This is a genomic window from Bacteroides caecigallinarum (genome assembly GCF_016902295.1).
In the GTDB taxonomy this organism is placed as follows: domain Bacteria; phylum Bacteroidota; class Bacteroidia; order Bacteroidales; family Bacteroidaceae; genus Phocaeicola; species Phocaeicola caecigallinarum_A.
Window position 1 is genome coordinate 1 of the sequence record NZ_JACJLQ010000123.1, and the last position, 799, is coordinate 799.

A 799-nucleotide genomic window follows, 5' to 3' on the forward strand; every position below is an offset into this window, starting at 1 on the left:
ATCAAAGAGGAGGCGAGCTCTGCTGAGGAGCAACTCGACCAAGCAATAGATTCATGTACCACACTGAAATAGTGTAAAGGAGCGAGGCTGTCTGATTTCAGCCCCGCTTTCATTATTTTAGGAGGTACGTATGGCTAAGAAAACCTTTCCCTGTGGCAATGCAAAAAAACAAAAAGGGAGACCGAAGTCTCCCCAAGATTAATTAACTTTGTATTGCTTATGTACAATCAATTAACCCTTGCGCAAAGGTACACAATTTCTACCATGCGCCAAAATGGTTTTTCATTAAAAGCCATAGCAGACGAATTAAACCGTATTGAAGAGGAAGCAGCCATATCCTCCGGTAATCCTCCTCCTGAAAAGAAACGTTCAGCATCCACCATTTCACGTGAGTTGAAGCGTAATAGGACAAAGACCGGTAGGTATAATCCCAAACAGGCTGATGAAATGGCCCGTGAAAAGAGGGAGCGAATAGTACGCAACACAGCAATAAAACCTGGGGTGCTGGAGCTTGCCATAAAGTTACTAAAAGGGAAAGGATGGTCTCCGGAACAAATTTCAGGACATCTGAAAAAAGAGGGGAAACGCATATCTAAGGAACGTATCTATCAGGAAATCAGAAGAAAGCCTGAGCTTTCAAAATATTGTCATCACCATATGAAATACAGGCGTCACCAGGCTAAGCCATATAAGACAGCAGGAAAAAGCATGATTCCTGACAGGGTATCCATCCATGAAAGACCGGCAGAAGCCAATGGAAAAAGATTTGGAGACTGGGAGATGGATTTAGTTATTGGAG

1 protein-coding gene is annotated in these 799 nt (G+C 43.1%); it reads left to right on the forward strand.

Annotated features, from left to right (window positions below):
* Positions 1–219 precede the first annotated feature (219 nt).
* Positions 220–799, forward strand: a 580-nt coding sequence (locus H6A27_RS14440) for an IS30 family transposase (protein WP_204509192.1), incomplete at its 3' end; no start/stop codon positions are given.